At 36.8% G+C, this 13585-nt stretch carries 12 protein-coding genes and 2 pseudogenes; 2 read left to right on the forward strand and 12 right to left on the reverse strand.

Annotated features, from left to right (window positions below):
- Positions 1-49 precede the first annotated feature (49 nt).
- The gene (locus tag ACTNDN_RS05855) at positions 50-310 is read left to right on the forward strand and encodes a hypothetical protein (protein WP_231512570.1); all 261 of its coding nucleotides are present in this window, start codon (positions 50-52) and stop codon (positions 308-310) included.
- A gap of 191 nt (positions 311-501) precedes the next feature.
- Here the strand turns inward: ACTNDN_RS05855 and ACTNDN_RS05860 are convergent, their stop codons facing one another.
- The 8 genes from ACTNDN_RS05860 to ACTNDN_RS05895 all read right to left on the reverse strand — a co-directional run bounded on the left by ACTNDN_RS05860 (position 502) and on the right by ACTNDN_RS05895 (position 8719).
- Positions 502-633 (reverse strand): hypothetical protein, encoded by a 132-nt coding sequence (locus ACTNDN_RS05860; protein ID WP_349205031.1) that lies wholly within the window; start codon positions 631-633, stop codon positions 502-504.
- Positions 634-645: 12 nt separating this feature from the next.
- A complete protein-coding gene (locus ACTNDN_RS05865) occupies positions 646-3060 on the reverse strand; it encodes a heavy metal translocating P-type ATPase (protein ID WP_031538440.1) in 2415 nt (804 codons plus the stop codon).
- Positions 3061-3139: 79 nt separating this feature from the next.
- Entirely contained in the window at positions 3140-3346 is a 207-nt protein-coding gene (gene copZ / locus ACTNDN_RS05870) for a copper chaperone CopZ (RefSeq protein WP_031538438.1), read from the reverse strand.
- A gap of 14 nt (positions 3347-3360) precedes the next feature.
- The gene (locus tag ACTNDN_RS05875; RefSeq protein ID WP_031538436.1) at positions 3361-3705 is read right to left on the reverse strand and encodes a metal-sensitive transcriptional regulator; all 345 of its coding nucleotides are present in this window, start codon (positions 3703-3705) and stop codon (positions 3361-3363) included.
- 253 nt (positions 3706-3958) lie between these two features.
- Positions 3959-6082, reverse strand: a complete 2124-nt coding sequence (locus ACTNDN_RS05880) for a copper-translocating P-type ATPase (protein ID WP_441130862.1) — start codon at positions 6080-6082, stop codon at positions 3959-3961.
- Positions 6083-6409: 327 nt separating this feature from the next.
- On the reverse strand, positions 6410-7042 hold the full coding sequence (locus ACTNDN_RS05885; RefSeq protein WP_031538432.1) for a YdhK family protein: 633 nt from the start codon (positions 7040-7042) through the stop codon (positions 6410-6412).
- A 154-nt stretch (positions 7043-7196) separates the two neighbouring features.
- Positions 7197-7988: a C39 family peptidase gene (locus ACTNDN_RS05890; protein ID WP_048718796.1), complete on the reverse strand. Its 792-nt coding sequence runs from the start codon at positions 7986-7988 to the stop codon at positions 7197-7199.
- Positions 7989-8110: 122 nt separating this feature from the next.
- Positions 8111-8719 (reverse strand): class I SAM-dependent methyltransferase, encoded by a 609-nt coding sequence (locus tag ACTNDN_RS05895; protein WP_031538430.1) that lies wholly within the window; start codon positions 8717-8719, stop codon positions 8111-8113.
- 247 nt (positions 8720-8966) lie between these two features.
- Here ACTNDN_RS05895 and ACTNDN_RS05900 point away from each other — a divergent pair.
- Positions 8967-9713, forward strand: a pseudogene (locus ACTNDN_RS05900) (IS21/IS408/IS1162 family transposase); the annotation flags it as partial.
- 65 nt (positions 9714-9778) lie between these two features.
- Here the strand turns inward: ACTNDN_RS05900 and ACTNDN_RS05905 are convergent.
- The 4 genes and pseudogenes from ACTNDN_RS05905 to ACTNDN_RS05920 form a co-directional block, all read right to left on the reverse strand.
- On the reverse strand, positions 9779-10801 hold the full coding sequence (locus ACTNDN_RS05905; protein ID WP_031538427.1) for a tyrosine-type recombinase/integrase: 1023 nt from the start codon (positions 10799-10801) through the stop codon (positions 9779-9781).
- Positions 10798-11763, reverse strand: a complete 966-nt coding sequence (locus ACTNDN_RS05910; protein WP_251629495.1) for a tyrosine-type recombinase/integrase — start codon at positions 11761-11763, stop codon at positions 10798-10800. The genes ACTNDN_RS05905 and ACTNDN_RS05910 overlap by 4 nt, the downstream gene beginning before the upstream one ends.
- Positions 11764-13002 (reverse strand): tyrosine-type recombinase/integrase, encoded by a 1239-nt coding sequence (locus ACTNDN_RS05915; RefSeq protein ID WP_197030893.1) that lies wholly within the window; start codon positions 13000-13002, stop codon positions 11764-11766.
- A 114-nt stretch (positions 13003-13116) separates the two neighbouring features.
- A pseudogene (locus ACTNDN_RS05920) lies at positions 13117-13494 on the reverse strand (DDE-type integrase/transposase/recombinase); the annotation flags it as partial.
- Positions 13495-13585: the final 91 nt, after the last annotated feature.

Here is a 13585-nt window from a genome sequence, read left to right on the forward strand (position 1 = left end):
TTCTGCAATTAATAAAACTATAATTGAATCAAGAAAGGAGATGAATAAGTTGAAAAAAAAGTTAGTGGTTGGAATTTTAACTGGAGCCATTCTTTTAGGTAGTGCAGGAACTTATGCTTTTGCGCAAACCAATGAAGATGGTAATGGCGGAGGAAAATTCAATTTTGGACAATTGTTACCACACATGAAAGAGGTTCATCCTGATCTTTCTACTAAAGAATTAAAGCAGATGTACAATTCATGTCATGGAGAAGATGGTAATTTAGAAAAAAATACAACAAGTACTGAAAATATGATGAATAATCTTTAGTTTAAAGGCAAATCTTATGTTTAGACGTTAACTTGTTAGAGTTCTATAAAGACACTTCATTTTTTCGTCCTATGATCTCAGTTTTCCCTTTTTTCATATATAACTAAAAGGATTGGTTAATTCCAATCCTTTTGGTGTTGGTCCCTATTTTTAATAGAGACCATTATTATTAGTAAATAGAAATCTAATATCTATTCGTTATGTTGTTCCGTATCTGTATGCTGCTCTTCTTCTACAGGAGGACTCGCAATCGCCGTATACGCATAATAAGAACCTACAACAACTATTAAATAAGCAAGAGCTGTTAACACCCATTTCTTCATTAAACATCACCCTTATAGTTTTACTTTTTGCAAACGAAGTGCATTTAGCACAACAGACACTGAGCTGAATGCCATCGCTGCACCAGCAAGCCATGGAGCTAAAAATCCAATAGCAGCTATTGGAATACCAATCGTGTTATAAGCCAGTGCCCAGAAAAGGTTCTGCTTAATATTTCTCATCGTTTTATGACTCATTAGAATGGAATCAGGGATACTATTCAAATCTCCTCGAATCAATGTAATATCTGCGGCTTCCATTGCTACATCTGTACCTGTTCCAATTGCCATGCCGATATCCGCAGTTGCAAGAGCAGGAGCATCGTTAATACCGTCCCCAACCATTGCTACTTTTTTACCTTGCTCTTGAAGTTTCTTCACTTCATCAGCCTTACCTTCTGGCAACACTTCAGCTATAACATGGTCTACACCAGCTTGTTTAGCAATGGCACTAGCCGTTTGTTTATTGTCACCAGTAATCATGATAACTTCAAGGCCCATATCTTTCATCCGTTTAATTGCACTCGTTGATGTTTCTTTAATGGTATCTGCCACAGCTACAAGCCCTGCATAGGATCTATCTACTGCAGCTAACATAGCTGTTTTCCCTTGTTTCTCCAGACCTTCCATCTTTTCTAATACATCATTAATCTCGACATTGTATTTTTTCATAAGGCGGCGAGTGCCTACTAGAACTTCTTTTCCATCAACAATTGCTTTGATCCCATATCCAGGAATATTTTCAAAATCAGAAACCTCTTTTAACCCGATTGATTTCTCTTTAATCCCTTCCACAATTGCTTGTGCAAGAGGGTGTTCAGATTGTTTTTCAGCCGATCCTACAAGGGATAAGAACTCTTCCTCGTTCTTTTCAGTTAATACATCTGTTAGAACGGGTGCACCATTAGTAATCGTTCCTGTTTTATCTAAAATAACCGTATTTACTTTGTGCGTCATCTCAAGATGTTCTCCACCCTTAAAGAGAATCCCGTATTCGGCAGCGCGCCCGGAACCAGCCATAATAGATGTTGGTGTTGCAAGACCAAGTGCGCATGGACAAGCAATAACAAGAACCGCAATTAATTTTTCTAGAGCGGAGGCAAAGTTTCCTGGATCTGCCCAGAAATACCAAATAATAAATGTAATAACAGCAATACCTACAACAATCGGTACAAATATCCCTGAAATGGTATCTGCCATACGTTGAATAGGAGCTTTTGATCCTTGTGCTTCTTCCACAATTTTAATAATTTGGGATAAAGCTGTTTCTTTTCCCACTTTTGTAGCTTTAATTTTTAAAAATCCATTTTTATTGATGGTTGCTCCAATCACAATGTCTCCAACTGTTTTATCAACGGGAACACTTTCACCTGTGATCATCGATTCATCAAGGGCTGATGTTCCTTCTAGCACTTCTCCATCAACTGGAACTTTCTCGCCCGGTTTCACTAATAATATATCGCCGGTCACAACATCTTCCAAAGGAATAATTGTTTCCTCACCATTACGAATAACTGTCGCAGTTTTAGCCTGTAATCCCATTAATTTCTTAATCGCTTCAGATGAACGGCCTTTTGCTTTTGCTTCAAATAATTTACCTAGAATAATTAATGTAATTAAAATAGCACTTGTTTCAAAATAAAGACCTACAGAGTGAGCATTATTTCCAATTGTTTGTACCGATAAATATACACTATAAAAGTAAGCAGCTGATGTACCAAGGGCAACTAATACATCCATGTTGGCACTCTTATTTTTAAGTGCTTTGTATGCACCTACATAAAATTGTTTACCAATAATAAATTGTACAGGTGTTGCTAAGGCCATTTGCACCCAAGGATTCATAAGTGCCTCTGGGACATAAAGATCGGAAGTAAAACTAAAGTGTCCAAACATTGCCCATAGAAGTGGAATGGAAAGAATAGCCGAAAATAGAAATTTCCCTTGCTGTTTCTCAATCTCTTTTTGTCGGTAATCAACGGCTTCTTTTTCGTTTTCATCGCTTTTTACCATTGCACCATAGCCCAAACTTTCAACCCTTTGAATTAAATCCTTTGTCGTAACAGACGATGGATTTAATTCTACAGATGCCTTTTCAAGCGCTAAATTGACATTAGCTTGAAGAACTCCATCCATTTTATTAAGCCCTTTTTCAATTCTGGTTGCACACGCTGCACAGGTCATACCAGTAAGTACCAATTCTTTTTTATCCGTAACGACATCATATCCGAGATCTCTTACCTTTTTCGTTATATCTGAAGGACTCATCACCTCAGGGTCAAACTGGACCATTGCTTTTTCTAACGCAAGGTTTACGTTTGCCTCTTTGACTCCGTCCATTTTATTCAATCCTTTTTCAATCCTTGTTGCGCATGCTGCACAAGTCATGCCCGTAATTTGGAATTGATTTTCAATCACTTTTTCACTCATTCCCATCACCTCATACCTACCTAGGGTATATTTCAATAAAAAAGAGAGCGTGCTTATATTAAGCACGGCCCATACTCCATTACTTCACATCGTAACCTTGATCATCAATTGTTTCTTTGATTTTATCTAATGATACTTCAGCTTGGTTGAATTCCACATCTACTTTTTTGTTTTCTAAATCCACTTTAACATTTGAAACCCCACTAAGAGCACCAACACTGCCCTCAACTGCTTTTACACAATGTCCACATGACATACCTTCTACATTTAGAGTTACTTTTTCCATATTTATCTTCTCCCTTACTTTTTCATTAATTTTTGTATAGTAACTAATACCTCATCTAAAACTTCCATGTCACCTTCTTGAATTCTATTTACAACACAATCTTTCATATGTGCTTCAAGAAGTAACTTTGCTACACCATTAAGCGCTGCTTGAGATGCAGCTATTTGTGTAATAACATCGTCACAATAAGTATCACACTCAATTAATCTTTTTATGCCCCGAATCTGACCTTCAATCCGGTTCAATCGGGTTATAAGGTTTTTTTTCGTATTTTCAGAGTGATGGCTCATTCGCCCATGTGGATGGGAGCAGCAGCTATCCTCCTCTAAAGTTTTTTCATTTTCTAATTCAGGTTCCATTTTACTTCCCTCCTCGATTAAAATATAGCATACCCATGTACCCTATGTAAAGGGTCCTTTTCATGAAAAAGAAAAACGCATAATTCCATTCCTCTAGTTAATTGTATAAGGATAAGATTTGTTTTATTTTAGGATTTAATACTGAAAACTTTGAAACAATTCATTAAGGTAAAAATCGATAGTTTGACGAAAGAAATGGCACAACAAGCGTTTATATCTACTTGATGTGCCATGAGATCTGAATTTACCACACTTAGTCAATCTTCAATAATTGTGCATTAATTGCACAAATAATAGTACTTAGTGACATAACCACTGCTCCAATAGCTGGTGTTATGACTATACCTACACTGAACAAGACACCTGCAGCTAAGGGAATGGCGATTATATTATATCCCGCAGCCCATCCTAAGTTTTGAAACATTTTTCTATGACTAGCTTTTGACAACTTAATGATGTTTAGGATATCTTCTGGATTGCTATTCACTAGTACGACATCAGCAGTTTCAATTGCCACGTCTGTACCTGCACCAATGGCGATTCCTACATCAGCCTCAGCTAAGGCAGGAGCATCGTTAACACCATCTCCAATCATCGCGACTTTTTTTCCACCTTGTTTTAGACCTTTTACATTATCTGATTTTTCATGTGGTAAAACCTCAGCAATTACCTTCGAAAGTCCAAGCTTTTCACCCACATAATTGGCCACTCTACTATTATCCCCAGTCATCATGATCGTTTCAATCCCACGTTCATTCAATTCTTTAATGACTCTAAAAGAAGATTCTCTGATAATATCTGCTAAAGCAATCATTCCTTGTAACACATCATCTTTTAAGACGAAAACAACTGTTTTACCTTGCTTTGCAAGTTTCTCGTACATACTCTCATCAAACGCAATTTTATTCGCTCTCATCGTACCCGGACTAACCACTGCAATTTCTGTATCATTTACTTTTGCAACTAGTCCTTTTCCTGTTAAGTTTTGATAATCTTTAACATTATAAGGCTCTATCTTTCGTTCCTTCCCCTCTTTTACAATTCCTTTAGCAATTGGGTGTTCAGATTGAATTTCAACTGAATAGGCCAATCTAAATAATTCATCTTCACTTACTCTATTAATTGGAATAATATCTGTCACACCGAAGTTCCCTTCTGTTAAGGTACCAGTTTTATCAAAAACGATACGATCTAGTTTAAACGCACTTTCAAAAGAGGTACGATTACGTATTAACAAACCTTTTCTAGCAGCAATGGATGTAGATCTTGCAGTAACCAACGGAGTAGCAAGGCCAAGCGCATGTGGACAAGCAATAATCAAGACAGTAACCATTCTTTCTAAAGCAAAATCTAGTTCACCTGTTGTCAACCAGTAGGCGAAGGTTATGACACCTACAACAATTGCCACATAAAATAGCCATTTAGCAGCGATATCCGCAAATCCCTGGGCCTTCGATTTAGTCTTTTCTGCATCACTAACTAACTTAATTACTTGCGCTAAATAAGTTTCATTACCGGTTTTACTTACTTTGATTTTCAGTACACCTTCACCATTAACCGCTCCGCCAATTGCTTCCATACCCGTGCTTTTTTCTACAGGTACGGATTCACCTGTTAACATGGATTCATCAACGGTTGATTTTCCTTCAAAGACTTTTCCATCAAGTGGGATCTTTTCTCCTGGTTTAACGAGGATCTGATCCCCCGGTTGTAGATCTTCTACACTAACCTCCACAATGTTTCCCGATGCATCAATTTTATGTGCTTCTTTTGGCATCAACTTAATTAACTCTTCCAATGCCTTTGAAGCACCCATAATGGATTTCATTTCAATCCAATGTCCGAGAAGCATAATGACGATTAAAGTAGCTAATTCAAAGTAAAAGTCACTACCTTCAATAAAGAAGGCGGTTAATGTGCTATATACATAAGCTGTTACGATGGCTAGTGAGATTAATAGCATCATTCCAGGTGCTCTTTCTTTCAATTCACTCCAAGCACCGAGTAAAAATGGTTTTCCACCGTACAAAAAGACTATGGTTGAAAGTAAAAACAGTAATAATGTATCACCAGTAAAATTCACATCATAACCAAATAGCATTTCAATCATTGGTGACAAGTATGAAATAGGTATTGCTAAAACTAATGATATCCAAAAGCGTTTTTTAAAGTCCCCTACCATGTGTTCGTGGTGACCAGAATGTCCTCCATGGTTGCTATGATTATGTCCTTCATGTGCACTATGATTATGTTGAACTTGGTCACTATGATTGTGATGTTCATGTCCTTCATGCATACTATGTTCATGGTGGGTATGATTAATGTGATTGTGATGTTCATGAATGTTTTTATTTTCTGGTTTATTTTGCTTTTCCATAGTTAGCCCATCTCCTTTAAATATTTTCCCCTAAAAGATTCCACTCTCATATGCATTATTACTTTTACATATTCTTAGTGACGTTTATTAATAACTGATTATCTAGTTGTGACTCTTTCGTTCTCTTAAACAAAAGTTGGGATTTTTTCCGACAATAAATCTTTTACTAATAAGTTTTATTCTTATACCTCTTCGATTTAATTATAGTATACCCTGGTACCCTATGTAAAGTGTCGTTTCAAACAAAATATTGTTCGTACACTGACACACACAAAGAGCTAATTCTTTTAAGAATTAGCTCTTTGATGGACTTAGTAGGATGCAAGTTTATTTAACAGGTGATAATTCACTTTCGGTTACCCATTTATGGTTTTTAACCTCTTCACCTGTAGTTGTTGTAAAATCAACCATATAAACAGTCGTTTGTTCAGCTGAGTCTATTTCAAGGGTTGCACCCGCCATTCCTTCCATATGGTCTGCCTCTGTTTTTGCTTCTGCTCCAGGCTCTAAAGGGGCTTTCCCTGGATTGACTAACTCTTCATGAATAACCCATTTATGGTCTTCCACTCTTTCTCCACCCGTTGTAGGAGTATAGGATACCGTATAAACAGTAGTGTCATAAGCACCTACTATAGTTGCTTCTGCACTTTTCATCCCTTTCATATGATCAGATTGAATAATTGCTTTACTTCCAACAGGGTATGTTGGTTTTTTCGCTTCTTTCAATCCTTCTGGAACTTCACCAGAACCAGAGTGATTCATATAAGAATGGTCCATTTCCTCCATCTCTTCATCAGTATCTTTTTCCGGATTTTCATTATCGTTAGTTGTCGTTTCTTGATTTCCTGTTTCTTCTTCAACAGGTTGCGCTTTATCATCTGTGTTTGCACATGCACCTAATACTAATATTAAAGAAGCAAGTAGGATGTATAATATCGATTTTTTATTTGTTTTCTTCATTTTCTCATTCCTCCTTTATTTCATTACAAGTATGCCCAAAAATTCACAAATCTTGTCCATTTAACTCATTGATGACTTATAAAAGATAGGGAAATGCATGATAAGCAATTGAATGTAATACATAAATAGATACTTTAAAATAAAAGACTGCCGTTCATTTAGATTTCTTAACAATAGTCATCGCATGGCTACCTAAAGAAGAATAACTTTCAAAAAATAAATCAGCATTATATGTCGTTTGCCCCTTTAAAGGATCCATTACAAACACTTCTTTATCGTTATATCCGTTTAATACAACAGAATGTAAATTAATAAGAGCATTAAAAATTTCCTCTGTTTCATGTAAGTACCAGGAATATTCTATTTTTGGAGGACTTAAATCTCGGGTCATCCATACGACAACGGGAATACCTTGATCTACATACTCCATAATTGTTTCTCTTGAACTACCGCTAATATCCTTCGCCAAATCTTCCCCACCAACTTCTGTGATATAGCGGTTTGCTGCTTCCACAATGGGTGGAGCAAATGTAAAAAAGCCATTATTATCTCTCGGATCTCCAGCATATGCTGCATATGGATTGGAACCGTATAATTTATTATTTGTCCTATGAAAAGGTTGCTTAGGTAAGTATTTATCAGACATCTCCGTTTTAGTGACATCATAATTATAAAAGGTAAGAAGAGATGTAACGGACGTTATTTCACATCCATTTGGCAATTCAGGTATTTGCAGAATAGTATCAACTGGTAAAAATACTTCAGCTTTCTCATTATTTTTATCATCTATTTTTAGAGGATCATTCTTATCATTTTTTTTGTTAAAGTAATGCTCTTCAGTTGATTTTACTAAAGTACTTTTTGCGTCATCCACAATAAATACAAGAATATAGAATTCTATTAAAATGATTAAGACTAAAGAAATTAAAGCTATTTTCTTCTTCAAGCTACATTTCATTCCTTTTAGAAAAAGTAAAGGTTATTTAAAACTATTCACTCGTTTTAAAGTACATTTGATTTGCTAATACATATTTACAAACACTGTATCCTCTTTTGAGAAGATAATTTTTATGGACGTACAAATATTTGTTTCATAATAGATTTCATTAAAGGTATATTTTCTTCAACTTTAAGACCTGATTGTTCGATTGTTTTAAGTGTTTCTCTATTTATGTTAGCTCCCCAAAGTCGCACTGTTAAAGGGTTCAACATATCCATTACTAAACCTACTAACTTATTTTCACTCCTCATATGCTCTAACATTAAGATACGACCAGTTGGTTTACATACCCTTTTTAACTCCTTCAAACCAATCATCGGGTCTGGTACGGAACAAAATACACAAGTAGAGACAATAGAATCAAACGTATTATCAGGGTATGGTAAAGATTGTATATCCGCTTCCACTAATTCTATCGGAAACAAAAAATCTCCTTTTGATACTTTTTCCCTAGCGTATTTTAACATCCCATTACTAAAATCAACACCTGTTAAGGACTGAATATTATTAGGATAATAATATAAATTGGCACCGGTACCTATTCCTACTTCAAGTACTTTTCCAGATACATTTGATAGTAAATTAAACCGCCATTCTTCTTTAATCATTTTATCCATTACATCATATATACCGGAGATCCTATTGTATCGTTTTTTAATTACATCATCTTTATCCAACAATGTTCACCCAATTCTATTTTTAGACTTAAAAATAGTTTCCCACATTAATATGAAAAAACAATGAATTTTCATCTATAAAATTCAGCTGATATCAATTTTTTTTATAAAAATAGCCCCTATTTGTAACTGCTAAACTATAATCAACAGTTTCTGCTAAATAAGATTGAACATTTTTTACCAAAATATTCCTCAGCTGAGATATGATAGATTTACTATCGTTTGTTATAGCTGGAGGGTAAGAAAGGTGGAAAAGTTACTATTGTTTGTGGAAATACATCAATTAAAGAAACAGGGATTTAAAGTAGCAGCCATTGCAAAAAAATTAGAGATTTCTAGAAACACCGTTTATAAATACTTAGATATGAATCTAGAAGAAGCATCAGATTGGATTACATCTCTAGGAAGTAGGAGGAAAAAGTTAGACCAGTATCACGATGATATTCTAAGCTGGTTGAAGGAACATCCTGATCTCTCCTCTGCACAAGTGGAGGATTGGTTAAAAGAGCATTACCCAACATTGGATGTTGGAGGTAGTACCGTTCGCTTGTATGTTAGTCAGTTAAGAGATATCTATCATATACCTAAAGTTGTACGTATTCGATCACATGAGGCTGTAGAGGAATTACCAAAGGGCCAACAAGTTCAAGTAGATTGGGGAGAAATTACTGTTAAAAATTCAGAAAAGAAAGATATTAAGTTATACTTTATCACCTTTGTCCTCTCTCATTCTCGTTATAAGTATGTGGAATGGTTAGATCGTCCTTTTACAACGAGGGATACGATAAGATGCCACGAAAAAGCGTTTCAGTTTTTTGGAGGAATGCCGGAGGAAATTGTTTATGACCAAGACCATCTCATAACTGTAAGTGAGAATGCAGGTGACATTATTTTAACCAGTGAATTTCAGGCATACAAACAAGATCGAGGATTTCGAATTTACTTATGTAGAAAGGCAGATCCCCAGAGCAAAGGTTATGTTAAGACTTCCGTTATGTAAAGATTGACCCCCAAACATGGTGTTAACAACGAAAGCCTTAACATTATTTCTTTACATAATTATCTGCGATTGAAACTCTTAAGCCAGTCTTTCAGATTTGAATCATTATCCCAAATGGCTTCTTCTGAAGGCACGATTTCCTTGCTTGCTGCCTCGATGGCTAGTCTTTTATGCATTGCATCCGCCCTTGCATACATTTCTGTCGTTTTCACGCTTACATGTCCAAGTAAATCTCGGATATAAATTAAATCCACACCCGATTCGACTAACCCCATAGCGGTTGTGTGTCGCATTTTATGCGGACTGAAGTCTGCAGAAATCATATCTGGGGCAATTCTTCGTGCCATTTTTGTATATTTTCCTACGATATAATTAATTCCTTGTCTAGTGAAAGGTTCATTCATGTGATTTTTAAACAGCCATTCACCTAGTTTCTCTGGTTTGTCGTATCTTTTTTGAACTAGATATTTATGAATAAAAGGGATTGTATTGCGCATTAGCGGTACATATCTACTTTTTTGCCCTTTCCCGTGAACCAATAGTGTGAAGGGCTCCTGTAACGACAGATCTTTTATCCGGATTTTTATTAATTCACTGACACGGATTCCAGTTGTATACAGAAGGGATAAAATAAGGTAATCCCGCAACCCATTCTGCCGACTTAAATCTACTTGTTCGATTAATAACGCTACGCCATCAGTTTTAAGATAAGAAATTTCCTTTTGTGGTGCCTTCTTGACCGGTATGCCAAGAATTTTTTGGTATTCATCTAAGTGTTCAGGAAATTCGTACATAAGGAAGCGAATGAAGCTGTTTAGGGCTGCCTGCCTTTGGTTTCTAGTCGATATTCCGTTTGATCGTGTTACCTGAAGCCAGTTCAGGTAATCAACCACATTATTGCGAGTAAGGTCAGATACATCTACCTTATCGGCAGAAATTCGATGTTCATCCTGCATATATGTTAGGAAAAGGATAAAGGAATATCTGTACGAATCAATCGTCTGAGGGGTGCTTCCACAATTGTTCGGAAGGTAACCCGTAAAATATTTGTTCAAATATAAGGCGAAATTGGTTTTTTTCATAACGTGGTTCCCTCCCAAAACACTCTATCTAGTTTTGATTTAAACTTTTCCTCGATATATGGATAAATACCCATGGTTAGCCTGATATAACGTTCTGTTGCAAATATTGTTTTATGCCCCAAATATGTGGACAGGATTGGAAGAGCGACATACATATCCATGCCAGCATCAACCATCTTCTTGAATGAATATACGGCCATGGTATGCCTCCAGTCGTGGATTCTAGGCCCCTTCCCTCCCCCAAGATAGGGAATTCCAGCCTGCCGGAGGAATAACCTGTGCGCCTCATATATGGCATCCCCACTCATTCTACCTCCGGTGGAAGTGGTGAAAATATAGTCTTTGTCATCCAGCAAGTAAAAGCACTTTTCCGCAAATTGTTTCACGAGCACCCTTAGGTCTTCCCCCAATACGATATAGCGCTCGCAATCATTTTTGGTTTCAAACAGCTTGACAATCCCATTCTCCAAATCCACATCCTGTTTTCGTATCCCCAGAGTCTCATTGATTCTTGTACCGCAACAATACAACAGGCGGAATAAGACCGGGTATTGGATTGCGGCCTTTCGGTTTCGGGAAGATTCGTAGGTATCCACTGCGTGGAAATACCTTCTTATTTCATCCTCGGTATAAATATAGGGTTGGAATTCCGTCGGTTTAAATTTGATATCCTTGGTAACATATACATTGTAGCCCTTCTGACAGAGGAACATAAGAAAATGCTTGACTCCATTAATCCGAGAATAATGTGTAGTTGTGGCTTCAGCATCTTTTTTTTGTAGCCACCTTGCCGCATCTTCTGTAGTGAATATAGGTTCTTTAATCCCTAGTCGGATGCAGAAACTGTCAAAATGACGTAGATGGGTACAAAAACTAATAGCCTTATAGCCCGAAGCCACTTTATATTCAAGATAGGCATTCATTTCATCGGCAAATACAGAGTGGAATACTGGTGTGTTCATTCATTGCACCTCCCATCTAAAATGTGCTGAATGCAGTTCGGGCATGGGAAGGGGGCATTGCTTCAGTTTCTTTACATCGACGGCTAGATAAATTTTGGTTGTTTCTGTATTTTGATGCCCCATGACGGTACTAATGACGGGCATGGATACGTTTCTTTTTAGCATGTTGGTCGCAAGACTATGCCGCAAGGAATGGGCACCATGCTTCTTTGCCTTCCAATTTTTAATGTTCGCCTTGCCCATATACTTTGAAACAATGGAGTGGACGGTCGGTGGGGAAAGCGGCTGTCCTTTTTTGACAGTATCAGCGGCTACAATAATTTCTTCAGCGTTCGTTTTCGGGCGACCATGCTTTAGATAATCGATGATGGCATTTCCGACTGATGAAAGAAGAGGGTATTCTACCGGTATATCAGTCTTGCTTTGGTTAAAACTAATGACATTATTATCCCAGTCAATCTGAGTGAACCGGAAGCTTACGATATCCTTTGTACGCCAGCCATATTCCGCAGCTAAAAGTAAAATAAGGTAATCCCTTTTTCCGATCGAAGATGAACGCTCCACGGAAGCAATCACGCTGCTTATTTCTTGTTCTTCGTATGTTGTGGGGATTTTACAATGTTTTTTATAATTATCAGCGAGAACAAAAATGGAACAGTCCTTTTTTGTCAGTCCGTTATCGTAAGCATGTCGTAGAAAAATCCGTAAAGTTGATCCGCTGTTATGCCTTGAGGCAGGGGAGTAATCCATAGATTTGAAAAAGTTTTCTACTATGTCTACATTCAATTCTTCCAGGACCAATGAACGCCCGTTGAGGAACATATGAAATTCATACAAATACTGTTTCTTATTTCTTATCGTTTCATCGGATAGATGCAGGACGTTACTAGCATATGAAAGATATGATTCTATGATTTTACCAATTTCACCATCAAAAATTCGTTCAACACGAGGGGTGCGGAATTCAAAATCTCCATCTTTTTGGTAAGAAATCAACATTCGCACTGCCCTGAGTCTTACCCGATCCTTTTTGTTTACAATTTTCGTTAGGATATGATCCCCAAAAACCTCATCACAGTATGCAAAGCCGATAGACTCGGAGAAATCCGTGTGTTGATGTTCTTTCATCCATTGTTGTAGCCTATCCCATTCCGTTTTGATTTTCAGGTAATGCATACCGCCGTATTCACGGCTAATTAATTCATCTTGGCACAAGGAAACGAGCTTTTTAAAATCCATAACCAAACCTCCTAAAATGTTTGGTTACTTCGTAACACAGATGATTTATTATGTAAAGAAATAGGCATTAAGTATAGGGATATCCTTGAAAAGAAGCCTATTTCTTTACATAACAAAAATCTTAACATAACCCTTGCTACGGGGATCAAAAGGAGCTGTGTGCGTTAAGGTAATTCCCAATTGTGCGCATGCATATTGAAGTGTTTCAGATCGATAGATCTTACCATTGTCCGTATAGATGATAGTGGGCTTTCCTCTACGTATTAAAGCTTCTTTTGTTACTATTCTTAAACCATCGAATTTTTCCGTTGAAAAAAATTGTGCATATGGAACGATTCTAGAACAGTCATCGATATATGCTATAAGAAAGGTTTTCTTTCTTTTTCCGTCCATTGGCACATAAGGACCATGAGATAAATCCCCCTGCCAAAGGACATTTACCTTTTCATGAGCGAATCTTTTTCTTTCAGGAATGGCTAAAATTTGTTTTCCGTATGAGTAAAATGTTTGTGGGAGAATAAATATCCTTTTTGTCTAGTTGGGGGACGAGTCCCCCAACTAGACAAAAAGGCCACCAAGCGAG

Origin of the sequence: Niallia sp. HCP3S3_B10 (assembly GCF_052064465.1) — a bacterium.
In the GTDB taxonomy this organism is placed as follows: Bacteria; Bacillota; Bacilli; order Bacillales; family Cytobacillaceae; genus Niallia; species Niallia hominis.

Excerpts from the sequence above, each read along its gene's own strand:
- ACTNDN_RS05875 (WP_031538436.1), bottom strand. The coding sequence starts at position 3,705 with ATGGAACCTGAATTAGAAAATGAAAAAACTTTAGAGGAGGATAGCTGC.
- ACTNDN_RS05910 (WP_251629495.1), bottom strand. The coding sequence starts at position 11,763 with ATGAACACACCAGTATTCCACTCTGTATTTGCCGATGAAATGAATGCC.
- ACTNDN_RS05865 (WP_031538440.1), bottom strand. The coding sequence starts at position 3,060 with ATGAGTGAAAAAGTGATTGAAAATCAATTCCAAATTACGGGCATGACT.
- ACTNDN_RS05880 (WP_441130862.1), bottom strand. The coding sequence starts at position 6,082 with ATGGAAAAGCAAAATAAACCAGAAAATAAAAACATTCATGAACATCAC.
- copZ (WP_031538438.1), bottom strand. The coding sequence starts at position 3,346 with ATGGAAAAAGTAACTCTAAATGTAGAAGGTATGTCATGTGGACATTGT.
- ACTNDN_RS05915 (WP_197030893.1), bottom strand. The coding sequence starts at position 13,002 with ATGGATTTTAAAAAGCTCGTTTCCTTGTGCCAAGATGAATTAATTAGC.
- ACTNDN_RS05885 (WP_031538432.1), bottom strand. The coding sequence starts at position 7,042 with ATGAAGAAAACAAATAAAAAATCGATATTATACATCCTACTTGCTTCT.
- ACTNDN_RS05905 (WP_031538427.1), bottom strand. The coding sequence starts at position 10,801 with ATGAAAAAAACCAATTTCGCCTTATATTTGAACAAATATTTTACGGGT.
- ACTNDN_RS05860 (WP_349205031.1), bottom strand. The coding sequence starts at position 633 with ATGAAGAAATGGGTGTTAACAGCTCTTGCTTATTTAATAGTTGTTGTA.